This is a genomic window from Rhodococcus sp. 27YEA6, assembly GCF_044908235.1.
In the GTDB taxonomy this organism is placed as follows: Bacteria; Actinomycetota; Actinomycetes; order Mycobacteriales; family Mycobacteriaceae; genus Rhodococcus_F; species Rhodococcus_F qingshengii.
Genome location: NZ_JBIYCY010000005.1, coordinates 14,643 through 38,430 on the forward strand (window position 1 = coordinate 14,643; position 23,788 = coordinate 38,430).

The following is a 23,788-nucleotide window of genomic DNA, read 5'->3' on the forward strand; positions in this document are numbered from 1 at the left end:
TTGCGATACAACGGTCGTCGTCATGACTTCGAGAGGTACGTCAGATTGGGGGAGCCGTTCAGTGCGGGAACGGCCCCGTGGACGTTCTTCGTGTAGGCGACCACGTCGGGAGTGAAGTACAACGGTACGTACTCAGCGGACTTGATCACGACTTGATTGATCTGTTTGACGATGTCGAGCTGAGCGGTTTCGTCATACGTGTTGTTCAACAGTGCGATCAACTTCTCCAACTCCTCGTTGGGGACGGAATTCTGCCGGAAGTACGATCGCGAACCCAGAGAGGCTTCGAAATTGAGCGGTGCGGATGCTCGCGTGGGCCATCCCACGCTGAAGACGTCCGCGCTGTTGTGTGCGACGAACTCCGTAATCGCCTGAGGTCCACTCATTTCGACGAAGTCGACCTTGATGCCGACTTTCTCCCATTGTTCTCCGACAAGGACCGCGTTGGTCGAGTACGGCGGTAGGTTGCCTGCTAGTCCGCGCACGGTGACCCCATTCGGATACCCCGCCTCCGCTAGCAGCGATTTGGCCTTCTCCGGGTCGTACGGCCATGCATCTTCGGTTTCCTCGTCGTAGAACTGCGAACCGGGAGGATATTGACCGAACGCCGCAGTTCCTTCCGAGCTGTCCAGTGCGGCTCGCGCAATTGCCTTGCGGTCGAGCGCATACTGCATCGCCAGACGAACCCGGACGTCGTTAACCACAGGGTTCTTGTTGTTGATCACGACGAGCGCAACTCCGAGTCTCGGGTCGTGACTGACGTTCAGGTTGGGATTCCGTTCGAGGATCGGAGCACTCGACGGTGTGAGCCCGTATGCAAAATCCGCAGCGTTCGATGTCAGGGCATTTGTCAGCGCTGTGGGATTGGAGATCACCTGGATCTGGATCTTGGCGAGCTGGGGGCTGGGTGGACCTGCCGGTTTGTAATCGTCGAATCGACTGAATGTGTATGAACTGTTCGGGACTGCGCTGGTGAATGTGTACGGCCCTGCGCCTACAGGCTTGTTGGCGAAGTCTGCCCCTGCTGCTGCCAGCGCAGTGGGGGAGACCACCATTCCCAATCTGCCGTTGAGCCAGCCTGGTAAACCGGAGGTAGGTGAACTCAACGAGATCGTGACGTGATCTGGGGACGTTGCTTCGATGCTCTTGATCGTCGGGACGGAAACGATTCCGAGACTCAAGCAGTGTTCCATGCTTGCCTTGACGGCTGCTGCATCGACAGCTGTACCGTCGTGGAAGGTCAAGCCGTTCTGCAACGTCATCTCGAACGTCAGGTTGTCCGGTCCGGAGAAGCCCCACTCGCTGGCGATTCCGGGCCGCAACTTCTGGGTGGCAGGTTCCGCATCGATCAGTGGTGCATACATCAACTGTAAGTAGTCGATGTCGTATCCGATGTTTCCCGCACACGGGTCGAGCGAGGCGGGCACGTGCGATGTCGCGACCTTGAGTTCGGCGTTCGAATCGGCAGGTCCGGTATCGCCGGCGGTACCGGTGGCGCTGCTCGAACAGCCGCTGAGCACAAGAGCAGAAAGTGCAAACGCAGCCACCAGCACACGTGGGCCACTTTTCCCATGATTCTGGAAGCGTGTGATCGGATATCGGGATCGCAAAGACAGACGCGGATTCATATGGTGGACTTTCGCTTTGGTCTTCTCGGAAGGGGGGAGACTGACGCGGCACGCATTTACTGCGGCGGGTTGGAGATTCCGGTCGATGTGGCCGGGGACGATAGATGGCAGGCGGAGCTGTGTGCGGAATTCAAGGCCGCGCGAAGTGACGGCGCTTCCGACGCACAGCGATCCATCGCAAACGGGCAGCGGGTGCGGAATCGACAGCCCGAGGGTGGATTCCGTGGGTCGGGTAACTCGCCCCGCACCAATGCTTTCCGACGACTGCGCCGCTCGAGTTCGATGTGCGGGGCCGCGGCGAGAAGCGCCTGCGTGTAGGGGTGCGATGGAGTCCTCAGGACCGTGGCAACCGGTCCGATCTCGACGATTCGGCCGAGGTACATCACCGCGACGCGATCGGCGATCCGTGCCACCGAACCCAAATCGTGCGAAATGAAGATGTACGTGAGGTCATGTTCTTCTCGGAGATCGGCAAGAAGTTGCAACACCTCTTCCTGAAGCGAAACATCCAGGGAGGCAACAGGTTCGTCGCAGAGAATCAGTGGCGCCTTGGAGGCAAGTGCACGAGCGATGGTCACGCGTTGGCGTTGGCCACCGGAGAGCTGGGTCGGGAGGCGGTCGGCAAGCTCAGCGCCGAGACCGACCCGACGCAACAGCTCGACGGCTTTCGGCCGCAAGGACTGTGGGATGCGCAGACGCCCTGGCGCCATCGGCTCGGCTACGCAAGCCCATGAGGCCATCCGATTGTTCAAGGCCGACGTAGGGTTTTGAAAAATGAGATGGGAAGATCCACCCTTGCCGAACGCCGGGTCGTCGAGATTCATAGTGATGGAGCCTGCGGCCGTAGCCACCAGACCCGCGAGAGCGTGAGCCGTCGAGGATTTTCCCGATCCTGATTCACCGATTATCGCAAGGGTTTCGCCCCTCTGTACGGAGAAGCTGACGTCGTCGACCGCGCGAAGAGCTTTGCGTCCGCGTCCGTACTCGACTGCCAGATTCCTAACGTCGACGATGACGTCGGTGTTGCTCATCAGCTCACCAGTCCGAGCAACTCGAGTTCGTCGCTGCGGTGACATCTTGTTGCCGATTCCGGTGATCCGATCAGAAGTGGATGATCGGATATGCAGAGCTCCTCGGAGGAGTTGCACCGGGCGACGTATCGGCAACCCACGCCGTCAGCAGGGGCTTTGGTGGTGAAATCGCCTCGCGCCTTGGGCGATTGGGAGGAGACTTCTTCGAATGTCGAGCGTGCCGCCTCGAGAAGGCTGAACGTGTAGGGATGCGCGGGCCGCCGAAGCAGCACGTCTCGTGGCGCGACGTCGACGATCTCGCCGCGAAACATGGTGATGACTCGATCCGCGACCTCGGCGACAACCGCGAGGTCGTGACTGATCAACAACACGGCAAGATCGCGCTGTTCGGCCAGTTCTCGAAGGAGATCGACAATCTGAGCTTGGATGGTGACGTCGAGCGCTGTTGTCGGTTCGTCCGCGATCAGCAACTTCGGACCGCATGCCAGGGCCATCGCGATCATCACCCGCTGACACATCCCGCCGGAAAGCTCGTACCCGAACGACTTCAAGGTTCTGCTCGGGTCGGCCAGACCGACCTGGTGGAGAAGATCTGTAGCCACGTCCTCCGCATCGACTTTCGTGATGTCGCGGTGGGCCTTCAACACATCGACGATCTGGCGACCGATGCTGACGGAGGGGTTGAGAGCCGAACTCGGGTCCTGGAAGACCATACTGACGTCGCGACCGCGTATTTTCCTCAACTCGGCGGCGGGCAGACCCACAAGTTCCTGTCCTTCCAAACGGATGCTTCCGCTGGTTGTTGCCGTACGGGGCAAGAGACCGAGCAGAGCGAGTCCGGTCAGTGTCTTTCCGCTCCCGCTCTCTCCTACGAGGCCGGTGATTTCGCCCGACCCCAACTCGAAGCTCACGCGGTCGAGGAGTCTGTTCGAAATCGATTCTGTCCCAATGTCAACCGTGAGGTCTCGTACTTGCAGAAGTGGGCTCATCGTCGGGTCGTCCACGTGTGATCGTTCATCGCATTCCTCCGTAAACAACTGAATTGTTGTGACTGGAATCACGTACCGGGGAACAATAAACACTCACCTGCAACAAAGTCAATGAATGTTGCAACGATTGCCGTCGATGGCGCCGTCTGATCGCCTCCGGCTACCGACCAGCACGTCGTCAGCGATACATTCACTCCATGGCCGAGACACGTGACATCCGCGCGGAAGCGTTGAGTGCCGCCCGACGACAGTTCGCAGCCGGAAAACCGCTCGATGTGAACGCTTTGGCCACCGAGTTGGGGGTGGATCGGACCACCTTGTTCCGGCGTGCAGGGAATCGCGACACAATTACCGGTGACGTGCTCGATTCGCTGGCGCGCCGAACGTGGCGAATGGGCCTCGAGGAGTGCGGTGGAAGCGGAGCGTCAAGGGTTGTCGACGTCCTCACTTACCATGCACGGGCGACAATCGAGACCGAATTCTTCCGGACGTATTTGACTCGGGAACCGCAAAAGGCGTTGTGCATACTCACAACTGGACTGGGGCCGATTCAGGGCACGATGGTCGAATCCGTGCGAAGGCTGATCGAAGCTGAAATACCGGAGCAGATTCGGCCAGACCTGCCCGTCGAGGACATGGCATATCTGCTGGTTCGCGTGGGTGAGTCGTTCATCTACAACGATTTGCTCACTGGTGGCACTCCGGATACGGAGAAGGCTCGCTTGGCGTTCCGGCTCATCCTCTCGCGTGACTAGTGTGCCGAGTTTCCGTTGTCTCAGTTTTCGTGAAAGCGCTTCGAATGCAAGCTATTTCATAGCTATGACTGGTTGTATGACCCAATCAGGCTGGTGGGATCGGCACAAAGCTCCGCATCTCGTCCCGTCCGGGCCGGATGACGCCTGCGGCGGATTCGGGAACCTCGTTCCAGGCGCCGGGAAGGTCACGTAGAGGCTCGGAGACGACGATTCGGGTCTCCTCACTCAGATGGTGCAGGGCATCCACCTCAGGATGGAGCTTGCGCAACATGGAAATCTCGGTGGAGAAGAACAACGACCTCGACTGGTGCTCGCTGGAATAGCGAAAGATCCAGGTGGAGATGCCATCCGACGTGGCGACGGTCATCTGAACCGGATTGTCGATTCCCTGCGAGCGGGCCGTGTGCTCGACGAATCCGACGGCCCTCGCGACACCTTCGAACGGATCGTCGGTCAGGCCGAACGTCAGCGCGAGGAAGAACAAGGTTTCCGAGTCCGTCGATCCTTCGAGATCCGGAAAGAGCGACGGATCAATGGCAGTCACCAATTCCCGTTTCATGTCGTGGAATCCGTGTAGTGAACCGTTGTGCATCCACAACCATTGCCGGTGCCGGAACGGGTGACAGTTGCTGCGCTGCACTGCAGTTCCCGTCGAGGCGCGGATGTGAGCGAACAGCAGAGGGGTGCGCAATTGGGAGGTGACTTCGCGCAGGTTCGAGTCGTTCCACGCGGGTTCGATGCTCTTGAAAACTGCCGGTTGGGGGCCTTCCCCGTACCAGCCGATTCCGAAGCCGTCGCCATTTGTCGTCGTGGCCCCGAGTTGAGAATGCAGGCTCTGGTCGATCAGCGAGTGCTGTGGCCTGAACAGCAAGTCATGGGCCAGTATCGGCTCTCCGGAATACGCCATCCACCTACACATACTTTCAACTCAAGCAGATCGAGTCGGCGTTGACGGTGCATGCGCAGCGGCGTGCGTCGTCTGGGTGGGCTTCCATGTCGACACAGCCCAGATCACGACGATGTTCAGCGCGATGATGAGAGTCGACCACCAGGGGTAGTACGGCAGCCACAAGAAGTTCGCGATGATCGAGATCGCGCAGATCACCACTGCCGACACCCGCGCCCAGGCCGCTCCGGTGAACAGTGCGAGCCCGACGAGAGCGACGAGCGCGCCCAGCACGAGATGGATCCAACCCCACGTCGTCAGGTCGAACTGATAGACGTAGTCGATCCCGACTACGAACACTTCGTTTTCGGCGACGGCAGCGAGTCCTTGGAAGAACTGCGCGATGCCGACCGTCACCAAGATGACGGCTGCCCCGATCGATGTTCCTACCGCGAAACCCTGCTTGACTGATGTTGTATCCGACATGACGGTTTCCCTTGATTCGGTGGGGGGCGACCGGACACGTGCCCGGCACGCTCGTTGTAGTGATCGTTGTTCCACCGGCTGACCGCTATGAAACGGAAATACCTGTCCAATGCGGTGAGAAATCAGTGCGATCTGCTCCGATGTGCGGGCGAAATGTAACTTCTGACCCCTGTTGATCCGATGTACCCCTTGCCGGAACGCGTGTGCGGAGAAATTGCTCGTAACCGAAGTTCACAGAAAACAAGAGGAATTCGGCACGGAATTCGACCTATTTGTCCAGCTGTACTGGTATTTTGACTGAATTGACCGGAAGCTACGGTCCGCGGAAAAAGGTAGCGAGAGAATGACGATCTTCGGCAGGCGTACCGCGGGCATCACCGCGACGGCCTTCGTCTTGGCGACCGTTGTGTCGACAGCACTCCCCGCAGTGGGATCGGCTGCCCCCGTTTCGCTCACCCGCGCGTGCAACTCGGAAATCAACGAAAATTCGATGTCACTCGATCCGGCCGTGATCGACGGTTGGTACGACATCTCGACTGGATCGCCTGGAACGAAAATCAACTCGATCGAGGCGTGGCGGACAGTGCCGGGAGACATCCTCGAGTTTCGCGCATCGGTGACGATCAGAGCCCACGGAAGTCCCGTCCGAGGGACCCTTCGGATCGACGGCGCCGGCTTGACCGGAGATCAGGATTTGATCTCCAGAATGACGTTGACCCAAGATCTCGGCCGGTCAGGGTCAACGGTCACCGACGCTGACGACGGTTCGGTCATCCCCGTACGTGCCAAGCTCGCATTCGACGTCACAACTCCTGGACAAGTCGCGCAGAACCAGACGGTCAACCTCTCGGCAGTCAAGATTGTCTTGGCAGGCGACACCACCGATCCGGGAGGTGAGTGCCCCGGCCCCGGCCCCGGCGGCGGGGGCGGGGGGAATGGAAGCGGTGGCGGAAACGGCAGCGGTGGTGACGGTTCCGGTGGGAACGGTGGGGATTCCGGTGACGCACTTCCCGGTCGTGACGTAGGAAACCGAGTACCAATTGCCCAGATTCCGTCCGGCCCGACTTCTCGTCCGTGACAGCGGCACCTGGATCCACGGCCAGCCGAACGTGGGCCGCTGCAGTAGTGGCGACAATGCTCTTGATCGGCGGATGTTCCGACGACGGTGACTCGCCGACCCGCGTCCTCGCGACCGGCCAACAAGATTTGCCGCCAGAGATTCGCGCGGTGGTCGACGGTCCGGATGTCCCGACCACGCTGCGCACAGGCAACAGCACCGCTGACATCCTGCCGATCAAGACGACGACGGACGGCTCGCTCATTCCGCCCGAGGATGTCAGTGAGATCGGATGGTGGGCAGATTCGGCATTTCCCGGCTCCGGCGCGGGCACTGTGGTGATCACCGGACACATCAACGACATCTATCAGGGTGACGGTTTCGGAAAGAAGTTCTCGACACTGGAAATCGGCTCGGTCGTGACCGTGGCGGGCGCCGGGGGACAGACCTGGAACTACCGTATCGATGCGGTCGATCACTACAGCAAGGACGGCGAGCTGCCGGTCGGGCGATTGAACAGCCTCGACGGACCCGAAACCCTCGCGCTGATCACCTGCGGCGGCGAGTTCGTCGGTCCGCCGTTCGGATACGAGGACAACGACGTCGCGTGGGGAACTCCGGTGCCCGCATAGCCGAAAACCAGACGTCGGAACGGTTGATAAACTGGGTCCCGCGTTCGTGGCCATCCACGCACGTTTCGAAAGTCCGAAGAAGGAGATTGTGCTGTGGTTGACCTCGCCTATGTCATCGCTGGGTCCGAAGCGACTGGCGGTGCCGGCCTGCAGGTCGACCTGAAGACGTTCCAGGCATTGGACGTCTACGGCGTAGCGACCACCACATGTATCGTCTCGTTCGATCCCAAGAACAACTGGGGTCATCGCTTCGTACCGATCGCTCCTGACGTGATCGCTGATCAGATCGAGGCTGCCACTGCGGCTCACGATCTGGACGTCGTCAAGATCGGCATGTTGGGCACGCCCGCCACCATCGAGGTTGTGGCAGAGGGCCTGCGTCGGCAGTCCTGGCGCCACGTCGTCCTCGACCCGGTCCTGATCTGCAAGGGCCAGGAGCCCGGCGCGGCTCTCGATACTGATACAGCACTTCGTGATTCGATCCTCCCGCTCGCCACCGTCGTCACACCCAACCTGTTCGAGGCACGCACCCTCGCCGGAATGGACAGCATCGAAAGCGTCGACGACCTCATCGAGGCCGCACGTCGTATCCATGATCTCGGACCCAAGTACGTGCTCGCAAAGGGCGGTGTCGAACTCGCCGGTGGCGACGCCGTCGACGTGTTGTTCGACGGGACCGACGTGACTGTTCTCTCCGCCCCCAAGGTCGGCGAAGAGCGCGTCTCGGGTGCCGGTTGCACGCTGGCCGCCGCAGTGACCGCGGAGCTGGCAAAAGGCGCCGACGTGGGAGAAGCCGTCGCTCTGGCAAAGAAGTTCGTCACGGCGGGCATCGAAGGCCGCGTCTCGGCGCACACGCCGTTCGACACCGTCTGGCAGGGCGCGTTCAAGGGATAGGCGCACGGCGGCTCACATCGCCGCGCGCGGCCTGGCAGGATCGAGTGCGTGAGTACTGCGAACCTGAATCGAAGCGAAGTCGCCGAACGATCTCGAGCCATCTCCGTCGCCGGTTACCGGGTGGAGTTGGATCTGCGATCGGCGGTCGACTCCGCCGTGAAGACCTTTTCGACGGTCACGACAATTGATCTGACGTCCTCGGTGGAGTCCACGTGGCTCGATTTCATCGGTGCTGCAGTCGATTCCGTGGACGTCGACGGTGCGTCGATTCCGGTGGAGTACGACGGATCCCGGATCGTGCTGCGCGGACTCGGCGGATCGAACGTCGTTCGGGTGGCAGCTCACGGCAACTACAGCCGTTCCGGTGAAGGGCTGCACCGATTTGTCGACGACGCTGACGATCAGACGTATCTGTACACGCAATACGAGCCCGCCGATGCCAGGCGTGTTTTCGCCTGCTTCGAGCAGCCGGACCTCAAGGCGCCCTTCACATTCGAGGTGACAGCACCTGACGGCTGGGAAGTCCTGTCGAATCAGCCCGCGACCCAGACTCTCTCCGTGGACGGTGCACAACGCGTCACTTTCGCCCCGTCGCTGCCGATCTCGACCTACATCACCGCGATCGCGGCCGGGCCGTATCACCGCGTGGCGTCGTCGTGGAGTCGCGGCGAACTCACTGTCGAGTTGGGTGCGCTGTGCCGGGCGTCGTTGGCTCCACACCTCGATGCAGACAACGTTTTCGACATCACCCGTCAGGGGTTGGACTTCTACGCCGAGTACTTCGACTATCCGTATCCGTTCGGCAAGTACGACCAGATCTTTGTCCCCGAGTACAACCTCGGCGCCATGGAGAACCCGGGACTGGTGACCTTCACCGAGGCATACGTGTTCCGCGGCTCCGCAACCGACGAGCAGCATCAGCGCCGCGCCAACACGATCCTGCACGAAATGGCGCACATGTGGTTCGGCGATCTCGTGACCATGGTCTGGTGGGACGACCTGTGGCTCAAGGAATCTTTTGCCGATTTCATGGGATCGCTGGTCAGCGCCGAAGCCACTCGCTTCACCGATGCCTGGGTGGCATTCGCCATCAAGCGAAAAGCGTGGGCGTACCTCCAAGATCAGCTGCCGACGACTCATCCCATCGTCGCCGACATCGTCGATCTCGAAGCTGCGAAGCTGAACTTCGACGGAATCACCTACGCCAAGGGCGCCAGTGTCCTCAAACAACTTGTGGCGTTCGTCGGCCGTGACGCGTTCTTCGAAGCGGCACGACGGTACTTCAAGGCCCACGCCTTCGGGAACACCACGCTGGTTGATCTGCTCGACGTGCTCACGGAGACTTCCGGACGTGATGTGCGCGAATGGGCCCGAATCTGGTTGCAGACCACCGGAGTGTCCACGCTGTCGCTCGACGGAACAGACCTGGTCCAGACGGACCCGAGGCCGCATCGGCTCGCAGTCGGAATCTACGACTACAACGAGTCCGGAGACCTTGTTCGCACCGAACGCGTCGAACTCGACATCACCGAATCACGCACGTCGGTCGACCTTCCGCCCGGAGCACTCACACTGCTCAACGACGAAGACCTCACCTACGCCAAGGTGCGATTGGACGCGGAATCTCTGTCCACTGTCGAGGCATCCCTGGACCGCGTGAGCGATCCGCTTGCGCGCGGGGTGATCTGGTCGTCGCTGTGGAACTCGGTGCGTGATGCGCAGCTCTCGGTGTTCCGGTACCTCGACATGGTGGAACGATTCGCTCCCGCGGAGACAGATCTTGCGATTCTCAGCTCGATCCTGACCGATGCCCAATACGCGGTTCTTCACTACGTTCCGAAAAGCTTGCGGCCCAATGTAAGTGCAGGCTGGTTGGAAACGACCTGGAAGGCGGTGTTCGAAGCCGAACCGGAGTCCGGAAGACAGCTGGCATGGGCACGGGCTCTGTCGGCCGCTGCAGCGGTCAACGATGCTCGCGCCGACGAGGTGCGGTCGATACTCGACGGCACCTGCCCGGGGCCGGTCGGACTGGCTCTCGATCCTGATCTGCGGTGGGCATTGTGGATCGCCCTGTCGGCGACCGGCCATGCGAGTGTGAGCGACTTCGACGGTGAGCTGAGCAAGGACAGCACGTCAGCGGGTCGAACGGCGTACGTCCGCGCCGCGGCGTCGATTCCCGATGCCGAGACCAAGGCGGCTGCCTGGGCGTCGGCGACCACTGACGGCTCACTCTCGAACGACCGCCTGGATGCGACGATCGCCGGATTCCGTTCGGGCACGGACCCGTCGTTGATCGAGGGATATGCGGCAGAGTACTTCTCGTCCCTGGGGAAGTGGTGGTCCGAACGCAGCATCGAGATCGCCCGACGGTTGGTGAACGGACTCTTCCCGGCAGCTGAAGACACCTCTGCTGTCGATTCCTGGATCCAGGCCAATGCTGAGGCGCCCGCGTCGCTGCGGAGGCTTGTTCTCGAGCGTCGGGATCACCTGGCCCGAGACCTACGTGCCCAGGCGTCGAACGCGGTGATCTGACGCCATCAGCTCCGAAATGTCCTGTTCTTGGATATTGTCTAAACAGGGCTGCGACAGGAGACGACGTGCACACGATCACGGATCTGTCGCTGGTCACGGGCCCGGTTCCGCCCGTGGTGACGGTGCTCGGAATTCTGGCACTTCTCTGGCTGATCTTCTCGAGATCGAGGCGTCACGTGCTGATCTCGATTCCGGTCTGCATCGTCGCGGCAATCGCGATCACTCTCGTGCTGTACTGGCTGATCGAGAAGGTGTGGCACCCGTTCCCCGATCCGATTGCCCGTCCGGTCTACGTGTGGATCGGGTTGGGCATTCTCGGCGTGCTGCTGGGTGGCTCGCGGGTATTTGCGGCGACGCGGATCGACGGTCGCGTGCTCACCGTGGTCTCGGTGCTCCTGGTGGTCGTGTCGAGCGCGGCTCACGTGAATCTGCAGTTCCAGTCGTATCCGACGTTGGGAACAGCGCTGGGACTCTCGGACGCGGAGAAGGTTTCACTCGCCGACCTGGACGACGGCAAGGACGGGGCGGTACCGGTTTCGCAATGGAAGGCTCCCGCGGACATGCCGTCGGCGGGCAAGGTCAGCACGGTCACGATTGCGGGGACGGTCTCCGGATTCAGCGCCCGCGACGCCGAGATCTACCTACCGCCCGCGTATTTCACCAACCCGCGACCGGAGTTGCCCGTGTTGGTCCTGCTTGCCGGCCAACCAGGCGCGCCCGAGGACTGGCTACAGGGCGGACGTCTCGTCCAGACCATGGACACCTACGCCGCTGCGCATTCGGGCTTGGCTCCCGTTGTCGTCGTTGCTGACGGGACCGGGTCGGAACTGGCGAATCCGCTCTGCGTCGATTCTCAACTCGGGAACGTCGCAACGTACCTTTCGCGCGATGTTCCCGACTGGGTGCGCGGGAACCTCCAGGTGGATCCCGACCCGAGGAAGTGGGCGATCGGGGGACTTTCCTACGGCGGTACCTGCGCGTTCCAGATGGCAACGAACTTCCCCGCGGTGTATCCGACGTTCCTGGATCTGTCCGGTCAGATCGAACCCACACTCGGCGATCGCAAGCAGACGGTCGATGCAGCGTTCGGCGGCAATGACGCCGCGTTCGTGGCAGTGAATCCGCAGGATCTGCTCCGGGAGAAGAAGTTCCCCGACAGCGCCGGGGTGTTCGTGGTCGGCAAACAGGACAACGACTACCGCCCAGGTCTTCAAACGCTCTACGAAGCCGCAAAGGCCGCAGGGATGGACGTCCAGTACGCCGAGGTCGACGGAGGGCACAGCTTCCAGGTGTGGTCGGCTGGATTGGCGAGTCAATTAGGTTGGCTGGGAACGCGACTCGGTCTGCCCGGATGAACGATCGTCCGGAAGTTCCGAAGACCCGATGATCAGCGGGTGAATTCTTCCGGTCGCCCCGGCTTCGGAGCCCAATCCCTGCGGATCCGCCACACTCGCGAGCCGAAGGTCGAGTGCGCCGGTCCATTCTCGGGTCAATTGCGCATCGAGTGCGTCGACGCGCTCGAGTAGCGGAGGGTGCTGGTCCGGCGGGCAGGCTTCGAGCAAGGTCGCGAATACCGCGCGCAGACGACGCTGGACCTGCGCGGAATTGGTACTGAAGTGCCGGATCTCGTCGGTGGCGACGGACACGTAATCGGTCCAGGTGCGTTGCTGCCCTCTGATCAGCGTGAGATCCGAGGTTGACGTGTCGAAGCGGACCCGCGGGGCGAGAAGTACCAGAAGATCTTCGATGTGGTCGAGAGCCTGGACGGCTCGGCCCGGGTCGTTGATGGCGGGTGACAGTGCCTTGAGCGCGATGTCCACGATCGACTGAAGCGCTGCACCGGGGCTGACGACCGGGCTGTGCGTGTCACCGAAGATCAAGCACGACATCAAAGTGTCCGGGCGTACCTTCAGCGACGGTCCGCGTACCTCGAAGAGGGGCGCGTTCTGGGCGACGAACTCGCCGATGCTGGGGACGACCTCGACCGAGACGTCCCAGCGGCCGGCCAACCGCTGCAGGCGTGCGAGATCGATCGCCAGCAGAATCCGGCCGTCGGGTGAGAGGTGGCGCAGGCGAATCACCAGTGCGTCGGCGCTCTCGGAGGTTTCGGACTCGTGCGGTTGGTGGAGGGGAAGTGGCTGACTGGGTTTCGGTGCGCCCGAGGGTAAGTCCTCGTACAGCGGATAGGCACGAATCGTCGCGCTCCGGCCCTGGGCCGCTATCCAACGCAGCAACCGACTGGAATTGAGAATCGACCCGACCTTCGCCACCAACGCGATGAACAGGATCGCACTGGCCAATGCCAGAAGCAGTGCGATCGCCGTGGAGATGGTCGGTGAGGAATTCTCCGAATCGAGCGCCAGATCGAGCGCAATGATCAAGGAGAAGACGAACGTGGCCAGAAACATGCCGATCGACCACCGCATCACCCGCTGCTGCGCGAGCATCGGGACCACCCGCACCGAAATCTGCGAGGCGCCGAACTGCATTGCGAGGGTGATGGCGGTGAACACCAGACCGGTGAGAGTGATCATCCCGCCGGCGATGACGCTGAGCAGCGTCGCGGTGGCCCCGGCGTCGACGCCCTCGGAAATGGTACCGACGTCGCCGTCGCTGACCAGGTCTCCGTCGATCCCGACGAGGATGTTCGCGGTGACGACGGACAGGACGACGAGGATCACCGGGAGACACCAGACGGGGACTGTTCGTAGTCGTCGGCGAGTTCGACGCCAGCGAATTCTGTCCGAGAGCCGCCGCGACAATCCGACCTTCGACGTGGGGGTTGTGGTGTCGACGACGGGGAGCGGTGGTGGGGGCGGGGGAGTGGAACCGAAACTTCCCGACACCGTTTCCTGAACGTAGATCTTCGCGTGGATCATCGGCTCGCGATAACGCTGTTCACGGGCCACTGCCCGGCTCATCTTCGCCGGCTTGTCGCGGTAACGCGAGCGCGCCCACGGGGCACCCGGGCGACTCAACCGAATTGCTCCGATCAACAGAAGTGGGGTGAAGAACAGCCCGATCAAGCCGGTCCAGAGTTTGCCCTTCATCAACGTGATCACGGCGAGTCCGAGTTGGATGACGATCGCGACGACAACGCCGATCAACGTCGCCAGGCTACGGTCCTGCTCGTACGGGTCGAACTCTCCCGCGAACCCGATCGGGTGGACCCCGAGAAGGAAAAGGAACGAGATCGCGATGGCAACGAACACCGCGTCGATGGACGAGCGACCCTCCTCGGCCCAGTAGACATCGCGCAGATGCAACACGAGCGCGTACTCGTCGAGGACCAACGCGCTGCCGATACCGAACACCGACGCGAGAACACAATTGGCGATCGGGGTGTGATAGTCGGCCAGAGCGATGAAGGCGAAGCCGGACACGAGCATCATCATCAAACCGAAAACCATGTGGTGGATGTGCATTCCACCGGGCGTGACATTGCCTGGCCACCACGAGACCTCGGCCCGGATCATCCGGACGCTGAAGCGGATGAACAGGAACGTCAGGACAAAGGCGAGTAGGAGGAAGAACAGCGGGAGCCTGCCGGTGTCGACGACCGTGTGCTCGAACCAGGACCGCACGGCGTCAACTCTTGCTGGTGGCGAGCTTGATCAGCTGAGGAGCCGTTGCGTCGGGCAGGTAGGCACGCGTCAGTGCGATTCCGATCCGAGGCAGGTCGGCCTCGTCGCGGAAACACAGGAAAACGGGTTCGTACCTCGGCTTGAACTTCTTCTTGAACGCGTGAAGAGACCGGAAGCCGTAGAGCGGTTCCATCGCGGCTCCGAGCATGTCCAGCAGGCGGTCCATCGATGCGGCGTCGGCGCCGTCGTCGCTGCGGGCGAGCGGTGCTCCGGACAGTGAGACGAATTGGGCACCTTGTTCTTTGAACTCGAGGGCCGACGATGCGATGAGGAACTCGACCACCGGACGGAACCCGTCGGGACGTCGACGCATGACGTCGAGTGTCCAACCCCGAACCACGCCGCCTTCGCCGTACACCGGCAACCACGAGGTGACGCCGTGAATGCTTCCGGTCGGGTCGACGGCCAAGCCGACCCGGACGTCGCGGTCGAGCGCCTCCTCGACGCTTCCGAGGGTGAACCCCATCTCGGGTAGCCCCTTGTCGCCCACCCATTCCTCGGAGATGGCGCGCACCTGAGCCAATACGGAGAACGGCTCGTCGGCCAATGTTGTCATCCGGAAGGTGATGTCGTCCTTCTTGGCCTTGTTGAGCGCCGAGCGGATGTCCTGCCAGGATTTACCGGTGAACTGCAGTTCTGGTAGGTCGACGATCGTGTCTTCGGCGACCTGAACGGTGCGCCAGCCACGCCGGGTGGCGGCGTCGGCTGTCTCCTTCCCCACGGAGAACAAGCAGGGAGTGAGGCCGTTGGCTTCGGACATCGTCGTGAATTCGTCGACCGCTGCGGCAAGTCGGTCGGGGCTCGCTATCGGATCGGCCAGGACCACGACGACACCGACATGCCGTTGGAATGCAACGACGCTCTCACCCGACTCGCCGAAGTAGTAACTGTTGCCGTCCCACGTCGTCATCCACGACATGGTTCCGCCGCCGTGTCGTTTGAGTAGTTCCCGAGCGGCGGCGCGCGGATCGTTCCCGGACAACGGCCCGCCTCGAATCTTGCGCCGCATCGGTACGTGAAAAGCGTGGCGGCCCTTGATCAACAAGATGAGTTCGAGAAGCCAGAGCAGCGCGGTACCGACCGTGACGGCGCCGGCGCTCTCGTAGTCGAAGAAGATGACCGAGACGAGGACGAGGGCGGTGGCCAAGACCGTCAGTGAACCGAACACCACGGCAACCCACCAGGCCCAGCGGCGACCTCGTCGCAACTGGTCCGCGATCAGGGCAACGATGACCACGTCGATCAATGCCGTCCAGCCCGAACCGGTTTCGGCTTCCGTCGGCCCGAACGGTCCGCTTCCGGGGAACAGCCAGACGGCGATCTCGACCACGCCGATCAGGAGCAGGCCGATGAATCCGAGCAGGCGGATCTCGCGTCGCGTTCGTGGGATGAACCCGCGCTCTCCGTCGCCGAAGAACTTCTCGCCCACCGGCAGGAATATCGCGACCGCGATGAGGTGCTGCACGTCGGCGAGGCGGCCTTCGAAGAGGAACGCGATCGCAATGTACGCACACAGAATGGCGCGGACTCGCATTCGCCAGGGCGAGCGGAGTGTTGCCGTGGTCGCGGCGAGTGCGGCGATGATTGCGGTGGTGACACCGACGTCGCGGTGGGTGGCGAGGTTGCGAGCCCAATCCCAGTCGGTGTGGCTGCCCGCCCAGAGGAGGAGCGATGCACCGAGTTCGCCCGCCAACTGACCGCTGATCGTGACGATGGCCGCGTTCTTGGTTCCCAGGCGCCATTCGCACCAGCCGACCGCGAAGGCGAAAACGACGATGATCGAAACATACTGACCCGGCGTCAATCCGAAGAACCACCCCGTGACGAGAGTCCACCACTTGCCTTCCTGCAGGGCAGGAACTCCGTAGGCGATGTCGTCGAACCACGAATAGGTACGGACGTGATTCCACAGGGCGCCGGTCGCGATCCCGACGACGGTGATGGTGAGCACGACGCTCGCGGTGAACGGCACACGCCGCAGGACGCTCAGCGTGTCGGAAGCAAAGCGAGAGGCCCGATTCGACGCGCCCGGCGCGCCCTGGTCGGTCTGCGGGGTGGGGGTCTGGGACTGCTCAGCCATCGAGGTTCTCTTCTCGCCATGCCGCACGGTGGATTCTGCCTGTTCAGCATGACAGGAATACAGACCGATAATCAGGCGAAGCGGCCAAAATGGACCAGACTGGCTGAGGGTCTCAGTCTCGTGGCGCTACTGTCGAGCCATGGTGAACGGAGATTTACTGAATCGGGACCACGTGGTCGCCTCACTTGCCGCTTTCGAACCTCGGTCGGTCGAATTGGACGGAAGGCGCTCGGCGTCGGTGGTCATCGTCGTCATGCGGACTGCGGACGGAACACCAGTGTTCCCGGTGACGAAGCGGCCGAGCAAGATGCGCGCCCACCCCGGTCAATTCGCGTTGCCGGGCGGAAGCGTCGACCCGGGCGAGTCGTCCGAACAGGCAGCGGTTCGGGAACTTTCCGAGGAGCTGGGTGTCGACGTTCCCGAGTCGAAGATCATCGGCCGGCTCGACGACTACGTCACTCGTTCGGGATTCGTGATCCGGCCGTTCGTCATGTGGTCGGGCGACGACATCGGGGGACTGGTACCCAATCCCGACGAGGTGGCCCAGGTGTATGCCGTCACGTCGGAGGAGCTTGACGTGGACTCGCGCTTCGTCACCATCGAGGAGTCACCGAACCCGGTGATCCAATGGCCGTTCCGAACGAGCCTGATCCATGCGCCGACCGGAGCCGTCATCTATCAGTTCCGCGAAGTGCTGAACGGACGGCACACGCGCATCGACAAGCTCGAGCAGCCGGTGTTCGCCTGGAGATAGGGGCAGCTCGACACGCTCGGGACAGTTCAGGCTACGGCGCCTCGGCGAATAGTCCGTCGTGCTGTGGAAAGCTGGCCGCACGGCAATCGAACGACGCGAGGTGTGTGCAGTGAACTCTGGCGAACAAGAACCGATCCCCACGGATCGGATTCTCACTGTTCCCAACGTGCTCAGTATCGTGCGTCTACTCGCTCTGCCGCTGTTCGCCTACCTGCTGCTCGTCACGCACTCGGACGGCTGGGCATTGGCGCTGCTGATGCTCAGCGGGTTCACCGACTGGCTCGACGGCAAGCTGGCCAGAGTGCTCGGACAGACCTCGCGTCTGGGAGCGCTTCTCGACCCGCTGGTCGATCGTCTGTACGTCGTGACGACACTGGTCACCTTCGTCGCCCGCGATTTCATTCCCTGGTGGGTCGCAGCGATACTCATCGGCCGTGATCTTCTGCTTGCGTTGACGCTGCCGATCTACCGCAGGCGTGGCCTGCCGCCGCCCGAGGTGGTTTATCTCGGCAAGGCTGCGACCTTCCTACTGATGTTCGCTCTGCCGTTGATTCTTGCCGGGCACGGAGACTGGGCCATCGGACCGTTCACCCATGCCTTCGGTTTCGCTTTCCTGATCTGGGGAACCGTCCTGTACGTGTGGACTGCCGCGATCTACGTGCTCAAGGCCGTTGACGTTGCGCGAACCCACGAGGTCGTGCCCCGATGAAGTCGACCGGGGAGGACGTCCGTCGTAACCCGGTACCGTCGCTGCTTCGGTCACTCATGACCGAACATCTCGACCCGGGCTACGAGGCAACTGCATTCGAACGCCAGCACGAGCACACCAAGAACAGATCCTCGAAGACGGGGCCGTGGCTGGCCCTCGGCGCACTGTTGATCGGGTTCATCGTCACGGTCTCGGCTGTTCAAGCGACGAAGCAGGTGACCGGCACCGAAGAGGTTCGAAGCGAGTTGGTGGCGAAGGTCCGTGATGCGGAGGATCGAATCGATTCACTGGCCGCGTCCCGCGATTCACTCGGCGGCGCCGTCGACGCCGCGCGCGGCGTGGCGCTCGAAGGCGATGCACGCGGCAGCGCCGTCCTCGACCAACTGCGAGCGGTCGAATCCGGCGCAGGAGCCGAAGCTGTTCACGGGGAGGGACTGGTGGTGACGTTGACGGACCCGGCCGGACGCCCGAACCTCTCGGATGCGTCGCAACGGAGTGTCGGCGGTAAGACAGTTGTCCTCGATCGCGATCTGCAGACCGTCGTAAACGCCCTGTGGGCTGGGGGAGCGGAGGCGATCGCCGTCGGCGGCGTGCGAATCGGGCCGACGGTGACCATCCGTCAGGCGGGCGGCGCGATGCTCGTCGACAACCAACCTGTTTTCTCCCCGTACCTCGTCGAGGCGATCGGAGACACGCGAGCACTGCAGCGGAAATTCGTCGTCAGCGACGCCTACGTGAGAATGTCTAGCGTCTCGCAACTGTACGGAGTCGGTTTCGCGGTGGCCGAAGACGATTCGTTGACTCTGCCGCCTGCGGCGCCTCGCGCCGTCCGAGTGGCAACAGAACCCACAGAACCCAAGTGACAGAAGGAGTTCGATGAAGGCCGGTTCCGCCCTGTACGGACTCGCAGCACTGGTCGTCGGCATCGTCCTGGGCGTAGTTTTCAGCCCGCAGGTGCCCGACGTGATCCAGCCCTATCTTCCGATCGCTGTCGTTGCGGCGCTCGACGCCGTCTTCGGTGGACTACGCGCGTATCTGGACGAAATCTTCGACGCGAAGGTGTTCGTGGTTTCCTTCGTCTTCAACGTGCTCGTCGCGTCGTTGATCGTCTGGCTCGGTGATCAGTTGGGTGTCGGTACTCAACTCTCGACGGCGATCGTCGTCGTGTTGGGTATCCGGATCTTCGGCAACGCAGCGGCATTGCGACGCCGACTGTTCGGAGCGTGAGTCATGGCGGAACATTCCACGACCGAACCGGAAGAAGAACCTCCCGTCACCACTGCGGGTGAAGGTCGTCACGAGTTGCGTTCACCGTCCAAACACCGCACCAACGTCGTCTTCGCAATCCTCGCTGCTGTGCTGTTGGGCGTGCTCGGCGTTGCGATTGCCACACAGGTACGCAGCACAGTGGCCGGAGATTCACTCGACGCCGCGCGCCCTGCCGACCTCCTGGTGGTTCTCGACAATTTGAATCGGCGCGAAGCCGCGCTGAGGCAGGAAGTCGCGAATCTTCAGGAATCGCTTGCCACTTTGGAAGCCGGTGGCAACACGGGAGCAGCGCTGGACGAGGCGCGGGCGCGGCTGACCTCACTCTCCATTCAAGTGGGGACCGCTCCGGCCACTGGACCGGGTGTGACGATGACCCTGACAGATCCGGCGGGCGGCGTCGGATCGGAAGTGATTCTCGATCTCATCCAGGAACTGCGTGCTGCCGGTGCCGAAGCCATCTCGATCGCAGGTGCGAACGGCGAACCCATTCGTATCGGCGTGAACTCGTGGGTGAGTGGGCGCGGCGGCGAGATCGAATTAGACGGAACCCGGATCGAGCAGCCGTACACTGTGACCGCGATCGGAGATCCGCCGACATTGGCGGCAGCGTTGAACATTCCCGGAGGCGTCTTCGACAATGTCGCACGCAATGGCGGAACGTCGTCCGTCGAGCAATCGCAGCAGGTCACGATCTCCGTCTTGCGACAATTGAATCCGCGCCAATACGCTCAACCCGGAAATTGATCTTTTTGCGTCCGACTTTCGGACGGCCTGTGAAAGGAAGCCACTGTGAGTGAGCTCGATACACCTACCGATCTGCGCTACACCGCGGAGCACGAGTGGGTGAAGCGAACCGGCCCGACCTCAGTTCGAGTCGGTATCACCGACTTTGCTCAGTCGCAGCTCGGTGACGTCGTGTTCGTCCAGCTTCCCGCTGTCGACGAAGACGTGACCGCCGGTGAATCGCTCGGTGAGGTCGAGTCGACCAAGAGCGTCTCCGACATCTTTGCTCCGTTCACTGCGAAAGTTCTTGCAGCGAACGGTGAATTGGACGGACAGCCCGACCTCGTCAACACCGACCCGTACGACACGGGTTGGTTGGTCGAACTCGAGGTTGCTGACGAGGCCACACTCGACGCCGCACTCGCGGCAACTCTGGACGCGGAGGCATACAAGGGACTCACGTCCGAGTAGAAAACCTGCGCGTGGACCGGCCAACTCGCGTTGTGTCGCGGCCTGTCTCGCTGCACACGGCGGTCTGCGCAGGGTACGGTCGTTAGGTACGCATGTGCCGAGTCGGGGCGCAGGGCCGTATCGAACGTGACTGTGAAAGATGCTCGTGAAGAAAGTGCACTGCGTAGTCCAGTGATTCATGATCTGGATGATTGACCCAGGAGGAGAAACAGTGAGCGAGAACGGTAACGACGCGGGCTATGGGGAGTCGCCGGCGGAGACCACTTCGGTTTTCCGCGCGGACTTCCTCAATGAGCTCGACAACACCTCCTCTGCAGCACCGGCCGCCGAGCAGCCGGTTTCGGGCGTGGAAGGACTTCCCGCCGGAGCCGCACTTCTGGTGGTCAAGCGGGGACCGAATGCAGGATCCCGCTTCTTGCTCGATCAGCCGACGACGTCGGCAGGTCGGCACCCGGACAGTGACATCTTCCTCGACGACGTGACCGTCAGCCGTCGTCACGCCGAGTTCCGTCAGGAAGATGCAGATTTCCACGTCGTCGACGTCGGAAGCCTCAACGGCACCTACGTCAACCGTGAACCTGTCGATTCGGCAGTTCTCGCGAATGGTGACGAGGTTCAGATCGGCAAGTTCCGTCTGGTGTTCCTCACCGGCCCTCGTGCCGGCGGTTCGCAGGTCGGCGAGTCGTCAGCAGGTGCGGGTAGCTAATGACGGCAGTGCGGCAGCAGAGCCAGCCCGGAATGTCGATTGGTTCCGTGCTGGATCGGTTGCGTCCAGATTTTCCCGACGTGACGATTTCGAAGATCCGTTTCCTCGAGTCCGAGGGCTTGATCAGCCCGCAACGGACACCGTCGGGATACCGCAGATTCTCTGTCGAGGACTGCGAGCGTCTTCGCTTCGTGCTGACCGCTCAACGCGATCAGTACCTGCCGCTCAAAGTGATCAAAGAACAACTCGAAGCGATCGACAGTGGCGCAGCGACGGTGAGTGCAGAAGTTCCTGCGCCTCGTCGTGCTCGCGTCCTGTCGATCGCTACGGGCGATGTCTCACCCGAGGCGTTCCGGGTCGATCGCGAAGTTCGAGTCGGTCGTCAGGATCTTCTCGCGCGCGCCGACATCGACGATCGGTTTCTGACCGATCTGATCCGCACCGGTTTGGTCGTTCCCGGCGCGGCGGGCTTCTTCGACGAGGATGCCGTGACGTTGGCGCGCACCGCTAAGGCGATGTCCGAGTACGGCTTGGAGGTTCGCCATCTGCGCGCGTTCAAGTTGGCTGCTGATCGCGAAGCGGGACTGGTGACTCAGATCGCCGGACCGGTTGCCAAGGGTCGTGACGCCGGAGCACGTGATCGTGCCGAGGAAATGGTGCGGGAGCTGGCCGCTCTGTCACTGACTTTGCACACGTGTCTGGTCAAATCGGCAGTTCGGGGAAGTCTCGATCGCTGAGTTCCTCGATCAGCGGGGCACACTCGAATAGAATTTCAGTACGACCGCATCGGAGTCGGTCGGCTGGATCACGTCAGGTTGGAGGCAAGCTCGATGGGCGAAATGCGTGTGATCGGAGTTCGTGTCGAGCAGCCTCAGAATCAGCCGGTCCTGTTGCTGCGAGAGTCCGACGGCGATCGGTACCTGCCGATCTGGATCGGGCAAACCGAAGCTACCGCGATTGTTCTCGAACAACAGGGAGTCGAGCCGGCGCGGCCGCTGACTCACGACCTGATCAAGATCTTGATCGAATCTTTCGGTCGGAGCCTCAAGGAAGTTCGGATCGTGGACCTGCAAGAGGGCACTTTCTACGCGGATCTCGTCTTCGACGAGCAGACCACTGTCTCGGCACGTCCGTCGGACTCGATTGCATTGGCCCTGCGCATCGGCGTTCCGATCTTCGCGTCGGAGGCTGTTCTCGCCGAGGCCGGTCTGGTCATTCCCGACGAGCGCGAAGACGAGGTCGAGAAGTTCAAGGAATTCCTCGACACCATCTCGCCGGACGATTTCAAAGCCACTGATGGTTAGCCTGAATTGACTGGTTGCGGACTTTAGTCTTCAACTCTCAAGTAGAGGTTGAGTCTCGGTCGGCGTGTTGCGTTGACCATGCACCCTCCTGGACTTACCGTTGCGTGCGGTGGAGATCTTCTCGCCTTGTCGATCGAGGCGTACTCTGGGTAAGTCCACTCATGGAATTACCTGCCTTGGATTCACATCTGAAAGTTCGGTCGGCACGGGATTCTCGTGACTGCTGATAGCACAGGTTGGTTACATGATGGCGAAGCGAGAGGGAGACGGCAGTGGAAGAACAGTCGAATGAGCGCGGGACGGGCATAGCCGGTAGTGCCGCGACTGCAGAAATGTCTTCCGAAGAGCTGCAGCCGGGCTTGTTCCCGGACGATTCCATCCCCGACGACCTCGTCGGATATCGAGTACCCAGTGCGTGCCAGATCGCCGGGATCACGTACCGCCAACTCGACTACTGGGCACGGACGTCGTTGGTTGTTCCGTCGATCCGTGGCGCTGCCGGATCCGGAAGCCAACGTCTGTACTCCTTCAAGGACATTCTCGTTCTGAAGATCGTGAAGCGTCTGCTCGATACCGGCATCTCACTGCAGAACATCCGCGTTGCCGTCGATCACCTCCGTAAGCGTGGCGTCCGCGATCTTGCCAACATCACTCTGTTCTCCGACGGCACCACCGTGTACGAATGCACGTCCCCCGAAGAGGTCGTCGACCTCCTCCAGGGTGGGCAGGGCGTATTCGGCATCGCAGTCAGTGGCGCGATGCGTGAACTCACCGGAACGATCGCCGACTTCCCCGCCGAGCGGGCCGACGGCGGCGAAAGTGATCCCAACCCGGAAGACGAGTTGGCTTCGCGACGCAAGAATCGCGCCAGCCGCAAAACCGGATAACGTACGTCACATCTCTTTGGAGGATGCCACGGTGCAGGTAGGCGTTTCGGTCAACTAGACTGAGCCTGCGTCGCCGGCGTACGGGAGAGCCTCGGATACCGATTCACCGAACTTGTCTTTGTTTCAGTCTTTGTCTCAAAGGTCAGTCGTGAGCGGGATCAGGGCGCCGAAGGAGCAATACCTCCCCGTCAATCTCTCAGGCACCAAGGACCGTACGGGCTCCGACGCCTCTGGAAAGCGGTGGGACAACCCACCCGCCGACGGGGAAAGGCTGTGGCTTCCGCCTTCGGCGGATCACTACCGAATCTCTCAGGCGCTCGGGAATCGAGCATGCGACAGAGGGGGAGGAAC

Annotated in this window: 23 protein-coding genes and 1 riboswitch; of the genes, 16 read left to right on the top strand and 7 right to left on the bottom strand. The window is 61.8% G+C overall.

All coding sequences use genetic code 11. The features are described 5' to 3' along the window. Positions 1–20: 20 nt before the first annotated feature. The 3 genes from ABH939_RS15100 to ABH939_RS15110 all read right to left on the bottom strand — a co-directional run bounded on the left by ABH939_RS15100 (position 21) and on the right by ABH939_RS15110 (position 3,570). Positions 21–1,547 carry an ABC transporter substrate-binding protein gene (locus ABH939_RS15100; RefSeq protein WP_404649770.1) on the bottom strand — a complete coding sequence of 509 codons (1,527 nt, stop codon included), beginning with the start codon at positions 1,545–1,547 and terminating at the stop codon, positions 21–23. Positions 1,548–1,684: 137 nt separating this feature from the next. Further along, positions 1,685–2,659, bottom strand: coding sequence for an oligopeptide/dipeptide ABC transporter ATP-binding protein (locus ABH939_RS15105; RefSeq protein WP_404649771.1), 975 nt, complete (start codon positions 2,657–2,659; stop codon positions 1,685–1,687). Then, a complete protein-coding gene (locus ABH939_RS15110; RefSeq protein WP_404649772.1) occupies positions 2,659–3,570 on the bottom strand; it encodes an ABC transporter ATP-binding protein in 912 nt (303 codons plus the stop codon). The genes ABH939_RS15105 and ABH939_RS15110 overlap by 1 nt, the downstream gene beginning before the upstream one ends. Positions 3,571–3,845: 275 nt before the next feature. On the opposite strand from ABH939_RS15110, the gene ABH939_RS15115 reads away from it, so the two are divergent. Then, positions 3,846–4,403, top strand: coding sequence for a QsdR family transcriptional regulator (locus ABH939_RS15115; RefSeq protein ID WP_021333511.1), 558 nt, complete (start codon positions 3,846–3,848; stop codon positions 4,401–4,403). A gap of 85 nt (positions 4,404–4,488) precedes the next feature. Here ABH939_RS15115 and ABH939_RS15120 read toward each other — a convergent pair whose 3' ends face one another. After that, on the bottom strand, positions 4,489–5,310 hold the full coding sequence (locus ABH939_RS15120) for a class II glutamine amidotransferase (protein ID WP_099698222.1): 822 nt from the start codon (positions 5,308–5,310) through the stop codon (positions 4,489–4,491). A 21-nt stretch (positions 5,311–5,331) separates the two neighbouring features. Next, positions 5,332–5,775, bottom strand: a complete 444-nt coding sequence (locus ABH939_RS15125; RefSeq protein WP_311093572.1) for a hypothetical protein — start codon at positions 5,773–5,775, stop codon at positions 5,332–5,334. A gap of 343 nt (positions 5,776–6,118) precedes the next feature. Here ABH939_RS15125 and ABH939_RS15130 point away from each other — a divergent pair, with 343 nt between their 5' ends. The 5 genes from ABH939_RS15130 (at position 6,119) to ABH939_RS15150 (ending at position 12,245) form a co-directional block, all read left to right on the top strand. Then, positions 6,119–6,853 carry a hypothetical protein gene (locus ABH939_RS15130; RefSeq protein WP_007731975.1) on the top strand — a complete coding sequence of 245 codons (735 nt, stop codon included), beginning with the start codon at positions 6,119–6,121 and terminating at the stop codon, positions 6,851–6,853. Beyond that, positions 6,850–7,464, top strand: a complete 615-nt coding sequence (locus ABH939_RS15135; protein WP_311093570.1) for a class F sortase — start codon at positions 6,850–6,852, stop codon at positions 7,462–7,464. The genes ABH939_RS15130 and ABH939_RS15135 overlap by 4 nt, the downstream gene beginning before the upstream one ends. 93 nt (positions 7,465–7,557) lie before the next feature. Beyond that, positions 7,558–8,358 (top strand): bifunctional hydroxymethylpyrimidine kinase/phosphomethylpyrimidine kinase, encoded by an 801-nt coding sequence (gene thiD / locus ABH939_RS15140; protein ID WP_003946192.1) that lies wholly within the window; start codon positions 7,558–7,560, stop codon positions 8,356–8,358. Between the two features lie 48 nt (positions 8,359–8,406). Then, positions 8,407–10,890 carry an aminopeptidase N gene (gene pepN / locus ABH939_RS15145; RefSeq protein ID WP_099698223.1) on the top strand — a complete coding sequence of 828 codons (2,484 nt, stop codon included), beginning with the start codon at positions 8,407–8,409 and terminating at the stop codon, positions 10,888–10,890. Between the two features lie 65 nt (positions 10,891–10,955). Continuing rightward, positions 10,956–12,245 carry an esterase family protein gene (locus tag ABH939_RS15150; protein WP_099698224.1) on the top strand — a complete coding sequence of 430 codons (1,290 nt, stop codon included), beginning with the start codon at positions 10,956–10,958 and terminating at the stop codon, positions 12,243–12,245. Here the strand turns inward: ABH939_RS15150 and ABH939_RS15155 are convergent. After that, positions 12,207–14,474 (bottom strand): DUF2254 family protein, encoded by a 2,268-nt coding sequence (locus tag ABH939_RS15155; protein WP_404649773.1) that lies wholly within the window; start codon positions 14,472–14,474, stop codon positions 12,207–12,209. The two genes, ABH939_RS15150 and ABH939_RS15155, sit on opposite strands and share 39 nt — an antisense overlap. Before the next feature lie 4 nt (positions 14,475–14,478). After that, a complete protein-coding gene (locus tag ABH939_RS15160) occupies positions 14,479–16,614 on the bottom strand; it encodes a bifunctional lysylphosphatidylglycerol flippase/synthetase MprF (protein ID WP_404649774.1) in 2,136 nt (711 codons plus the stop codon). A 139-nt stretch (positions 16,615–16,753) separates the two neighbouring features. Between ABH939_RS15160 and ABH939_RS15165 the strand changes: the two genes are divergently transcribed. The 10 genes from ABH939_RS15165 to ABH939_RS15210 all read left to right on the top strand — a co-directional run bounded on the left by ABH939_RS15165 (position 16,754) and on the right by ABH939_RS15210 (position 23,437). Next, positions 16,754–17,368: a CoA pyrophosphatase gene (locus ABH939_RS15165; protein WP_070161064.1), complete on the top strand. Its 615-nt coding sequence runs from the start codon at positions 16,754–16,756 to the stop codon at positions 17,366–17,368. A gap of 109 nt (positions 17,369–17,477) precedes the next feature. Beyond that, positions 17,478–18,077 (top strand): CDP-alcohol phosphatidyltransferase family protein, encoded by a 600-nt coding sequence (locus ABH939_RS15170; protein WP_030537518.1) that lies wholly within the window; start codon positions 17,478–17,480, stop codon positions 18,075–18,077. After that, positions 18,074–18,940 (top strand): DUF881 domain-containing protein, encoded by an 867-nt coding sequence (locus ABH939_RS15175; protein ID WP_003946177.1) that lies wholly within the window; start codon positions 18,074–18,076, stop codon positions 18,938–18,940. The genes ABH939_RS15170 and ABH939_RS15175 overlap by 4 nt, the downstream gene beginning before the upstream one ends. Before the next feature lie 13 nt (positions 18,941–18,953). Next, positions 18,954–19,304, top strand: coding sequence for a small basic family protein (locus ABH939_RS15180; RefSeq protein ID WP_003946178.1), 351 nt, complete (start codon positions 18,954–18,956; stop codon positions 19,302–19,304). Positions 19,305–19,307: 3 nt separating this feature from the next. Next, positions 19,308–20,090, top strand: a complete 783-nt coding sequence (locus ABH939_RS15185) for a DUF881 domain-containing protein (protein ID WP_007731994.1) — start codon at positions 19,308–19,310, stop codon at positions 20,088–20,090. A 45-nt stretch (positions 20,091–20,135) separates the two neighbouring features. Beyond that, positions 20,136–20,540 carry a glycine cleavage system protein GcvH gene (gene gcvH, locus ABH939_RS15190; RefSeq protein WP_003946160.1) on the top strand — a complete coding sequence of 135 codons (405 nt, stop codon included), beginning with the start codon at positions 20,136–20,138 and terminating at the stop codon, positions 20,538–20,540. Between the two features lie 211 nt (positions 20,541–20,751). After that, the gene (garA, locus tag ABH939_RS15195) at positions 20,752–21,246 is read left to right on the top strand and encodes a glycogen accumulation regulator GarA (protein ID WP_003946166.1); all 495 of its coding nucleotides are present in this window, start codon (positions 20,752–20,754) and stop codon (positions 21,244–21,246) included. Continuing rightward, positions 21,246–21,983 carry a MerR family transcriptional regulator gene (locus ABH939_RS15200; RefSeq protein ID WP_003946161.1) on the top strand — a complete coding sequence of 246 codons (738 nt, stop codon included), beginning with the start codon at positions 21,246–21,248 and terminating at the stop codon, positions 21,981–21,983. Before garA ends, ABH939_RS15200 begins: the two co-directional genes overlap by 1 nt. Before the next feature lie 93 nt (positions 21,984–22,076). After that, entirely contained in the window at positions 22,077–22,550 is a 474-nt protein-coding gene (locus ABH939_RS15205) for a bifunctional nuclease family protein (protein ID WP_003946194.1), read from the top strand. Positions 22,551–22,882: 332 nt separating this feature from the next. Then, positions 22,883–23,437: a MerR family transcriptional regulator gene (locus tag ABH939_RS15210; protein WP_021344354.1), complete on the top strand. Its 555-nt coding sequence runs from the start codon at positions 22,883–22,885 to the stop codon at positions 23,435–23,437. Positions 23,438–23,657: 220 nt separating this feature from the next. Further along, positions 23,658–23,786: riboswitch (glycine riboswitch) on the top strand. Positions 23,787–23,788 lie beyond the last annotated feature (2 nt).

What these genes read in the sequence shown, in the direction of transcription:
- ABH939_RS15205 (WP_003946194.1), top strand. Translation starts at nt 22,077, where the DNA reads ATGGGCGAAATGCGTGTGATCGGAGTTCGTGTCGAGCAGCCTCAGAAT.
- ABH939_RS15165 (WP_070161064.1), top strand. Translation starts at nt 16,754, where the DNA reads ATGGTGAACGGAGATTTACTGAATCGGGACCACGTGGTCGCCTCACTT.
- ABH939_RS15175 (WP_003946177.1), top strand. Translation starts at nt 18,074, where the DNA reads ATGAAGTCGACCGGGGAGGACGTCCGTCGTAACCCGGTACCGTCGCTG.
- ABH939_RS15210 (WP_021344354.1), top strand. Translation starts at nt 22,883, where the DNA reads ATGTCTTCCGAAGAGCTGCAGCCGGGCTTGTTCCCGGACGATTCCATC.
- ABH939_RS15200 (WP_003946161.1), top strand. Translation starts at nt 21,246, where the DNA reads ATGACGGCAGTGCGGCAGCAGAGCCAGCCCGGAATGTCGATTGGTTCC.
- ABH939_RS15160 (WP_404649774.1), bottom strand. Translation starts at nt 16,614, where the DNA reads ATGGCTGAGCAGTCCCAGACCCCCACCCCGCAGACCGACCAGGGCGCG.
- ABH939_RS15180 (WP_003946178.1), top strand. Translation starts at nt 18,954, where the DNA reads ATGAAGGCCGGTTCCGCCCTGTACGGACTCGCAGCACTGGTCGTCGGC.
- ABH939_RS15130 (WP_007731975.1), top strand. Translation starts at nt 6,119, where the DNA reads ATGACGATCTTCGGCAGGCGTACCGCGGGCATCACCGCGACGGCCTTC.
- ABH939_RS15105 (WP_404649771.1), bottom strand. Translation starts at nt 2,659, where the DNA reads ATGAGCAACACCGACGTCATCGTCGACGTTAGGAATCTGGCAGTCGAG.
- ABH939_RS15185 (WP_007731994.1), top strand. Translation starts at nt 19,308, where the DNA reads ATGGCGGAACATTCCACGACCGAACCGGAAGAAGAACCTCCCGTCACC.
- ABH939_RS15115 (WP_021333511.1), top strand. Translation starts at nt 3,846, where the DNA reads ATGGCCGAGACACGTGACATCCGCGCGGAAGCGTTGAGTGCCGCCCGA.
- ABH939_RS15125 (WP_311093572.1), bottom strand. Translation starts at nt 5,775, where the DNA reads ATGTCGGATACAACATCAGTCAAGCAGGGTTTCGCGGTAGGAACATCG.
- ABH939_RS15120 (WP_099698222.1), bottom strand. Translation starts at nt 5,310, where the DNA reads ATGGCGTATTCCGGAGAGCCGATACTGGCCCATGACTTGCTGTTCAGG.